The 2,583-nt window shown below is 33.4% G+C and carries 4 protein-coding genes; all 4 read right to left on the bottom strand.

Annotated elements, in window-relative coordinates; genetic code table 11:
- Positions 1-77: 77 nt before the first annotated feature.
- Entirely contained in the window at positions 78-416 is a 339-nt protein-coding gene (locus PO830_RS14785; RefSeq protein ID WP_272854349.1) for a hypothetical protein, read from the bottom strand.
- Between the two features lies 1 nt (position 417).
- Positions 418-810, bottom strand: a complete 393-nt coding sequence (locus PO830_RS14780; protein WP_272854348.1) for a hypothetical protein — start codon at positions 808-810, stop codon at positions 418-420.
- Positions 811-1,099: 289 nt separating this feature from the next.
- A complete protein-coding gene (locus PO830_RS14775) occupies positions 1,100-1,471 on the bottom strand; it encodes a DUF2200 domain-containing protein (RefSeq protein ID WP_272854347.1) in 372 nt (123 codons plus the stop codon).
- Positions 1,472-1,630: 159 nt separating this feature from the next.
- Positions 1,631-2,473, bottom strand: a complete 843-nt coding sequence (locus PO830_RS14770; RefSeq protein ID WP_272854346.1) for a HEPN domain-containing protein — start codon at positions 2,471-2,473, stop codon at positions 1,631-1,633.
- Positions 2,474-2,583: the final 110 nt, after the last annotated feature.

Here is a 2,583-nt window from a genome sequence, read left to right as displayed (position 1 = left end):
TCCGATGACCTTTTTAGTTTGTTTTAAAGATAGTGTTTTCGGTTTAGAAAATGACCCGATGCATGATAGCCGTTGTTCTACGCAGTTTTTTCTTTTTCAATGGCAAATATCTTTCCGTGTATATAAACTCCAATTACCAAAAATATAATCATACAAGGAATTCCAAAATATGTTATCAATAGTGGTGGAAAAAACCATAAAATACCACAAACTCCAAATATTCCAATTAACCAGCCCTTAATTCCGATTTTGTCAGCTAATAATACATTTGAAACAACACTTATTATTCCTATAACCCAAGCTATTTCGAACAGAAAAAAATAATTTCGTTCAGCATCATCAATTACGAATCCCAAGATTAGAAATAGATGACTTAATATAAATGATGATAATCCAATTATTTTAGTTTTATCCATCTTAGTTTTTTGTCACAATTTTTAGTTCTGATTTTTTGATCATTTTCTTCACTTCTAAATATGTTGTGCCGTTCAGCTCTATTTCTCCAGTTTTAACTCTATAAATTGCCGTTTTATTTTCAGATCCGTTTTGGTAAATCCAATTATATAAATCAGTTGAATCTTTCTTTTGAGTTCTGATGTTAATTCGTCTCCAATTTTTCTCAATTAATCCAAATTCAGAAGTAGTTTTATTTACAATTATATCTCCGTTTTCAGATTCATAATATAATTTTTGAAGGTCGCCATAATGGTCTTCAATTTCCATTGAATAAAGTCCAAATCCAATAAATCCGACAACTGTAATTATTACAATTCCAAAAATCAGAAGTCCATATTTTAATCCTTTGTTCATTGATTGGTCAAATTGCGTAGAACGGTCCGGGCTATCATACGGCGGGAGGCTTAGGCGGCTGAATGGCAGAAACGGTTTTGCGGAGCAAAAGCCGGAAGCGGTTGAATTTGTAGGAATTTCGAGGGAAATTTCATTCGTTTAACCAACCGCGTGCGATTCAGCTAGACCTGGGAGCCGCCGAATATGTTCATATTATTCCGATGACCTTTTTAGTTTGTTTTAAAGATACTGTTTTCGGTTAAGATAATGACCCGATGCATGATAGCCGTTGTTGGCACCAGTTATTTTTCTATTCTTTTCGTAGAATTTTTTCCATTTTACGACCTCTTGCCAATTCATCAATCAGTTTTTCCATACGTCTACATTGTTTATATATTTCAAATTCATCCTCTATATTCTCGATTCGATAACCACAAACGACTCCTTTAATCAAATGTGCATTTGGATGAATTTTAGCTTTCTGAAAAAAAGTTCTAAAAGTTACTTTTTGCTCGATAAGAGATTGTAATTTATCTTGATCAAATCCAGTAAACCATTTAATCACTTGATTGAGTTCTTCTTTTGTTCTACCATTTTTCTCTAGTCTATTGAGATAAAGCGGATAAATGGAGCCGAAGATCATATTGGCTACTTTTTCATTTTTTTCTTCTGTAACTTTCATGTTGATCTCTTTAATTGGTGCCAACGGTCCAGTATATGGACCGTAGCGTGTTTCAAGTTACGGATTATTCAGTTTAGTTTGGGGTTTGTTTTGTAGGAATTCAAATTCATTAAGCACCTTCCCAGCTATGGGCTATATACATTGTTGCCAGTAGGCTTATTACCCTTTCAGATTTAACTCTATTGCAATCTGCTCAACAAAATTGGATGTCTTACTAAGTAGTTCTGTGATGGTGTCTTTATTAATGGAAACTTCATTACCATCTTTAGTTTTGCCATTTCTGTGCACTAAGTCGTGTCTTGTTGCAATTAGTTTGGATAATTCAGCAATATCTGGAAACCTTATTTTAAAAGTGGCTATGAACATATTTTGAACAACGTCCAAATTATGATAAATGACTTTTAGCATCTCTTTGCGAGCGGTGGACTTCAAGTTATCATAATGAATAAATATTTCGCTTAGTGGAAACTTTCTTTTGTCAAAGTCGGGAAAAGTTTCTACAAAGTTTTTGAAATACTCTGGTTTTTCGTCCGTTTGGTTGATAAACGTTTCCGATAAGAAAGTTTCCAAAGTTCCAATTGCCGAAATGTAGAGTTGTCTTATTAGTACATTCTGTAAATCTTGATTTTCTAATTCAAGATTGTTAAGTTTTTCGAGGTTTCTGACTTCTTTATGAAAGCTATCATAATAAGCTTTGTTAGCAATGATTGCATCAAATTCTTCCTGATAATCATAGTCATCAAAATCGTAATCTTCTTCATCATAAGGCTCAAGCCATACTTGATTATCTGAATTTAAACCATCAATCTTATCTAAAATATCTTGAGGACCATCGTGAAAATAAACGATATATTGATAGAGTATGCCGTCTTTACTTTCATCGGGTTCCATATGCCAATCAGTTTGGTATAATTCATCGTAAGTAATTCCTAATCTCTCGGCAAGAGCAGTATCATCTCTTTCCTGTTGCATCTCCATCCAAGCAATTTTCGCTCTTCCCATATTTAATCGCAATTTGTCTGTTAGCTTACTGGCAACGGTCCTGTATAACATGCTGTAGGGCCTTTTAATTTTTTACAAGTTAATTAAAAGTCAGGATTTTCAAGTGATTT

This window comes from Altibacter sp. HG106, from assembly GCF_028561755.1.
Classification (GTDB): domain Bacteria; phylum Bacteroidota; class Bacteroidia; order Flavobacteriales; family Flavobacteriaceae; genus DFVG01.
This window is presented reverse-complemented; position numbering and strand designations above follow the sequence as displayed.

Excerpts from the sequence above, each read along its gene's own strand:
- PO830_RS14785 (WP_272854349.1), bottom strand. The coding sequence starts at position 416 with ATGGATAAAACTAAAATAATTGGATTATCATCATTTATATTAAGTCAT.
- PO830_RS14780 (WP_272854348.1), bottom strand. The coding sequence starts at position 810 with ATGAACAAAGGATTAAAATATGGACTTCTGATTTTTGGAATTGTAATA.
- PO830_RS14775 (WP_272854347.1), bottom strand. The coding sequence starts at position 1,471 with ATGAAAGTTACAGAAGAAAAAAATGAAAAAGTAGCCAATATGATCTTC.
- PO830_RS14770 (WP_272854346.1), bottom strand. The coding sequence starts at position 2,473 with ATGGGAAGAGCGAAAATTGCTTGGATGGAGATGCAACAGGAAAGAGAT.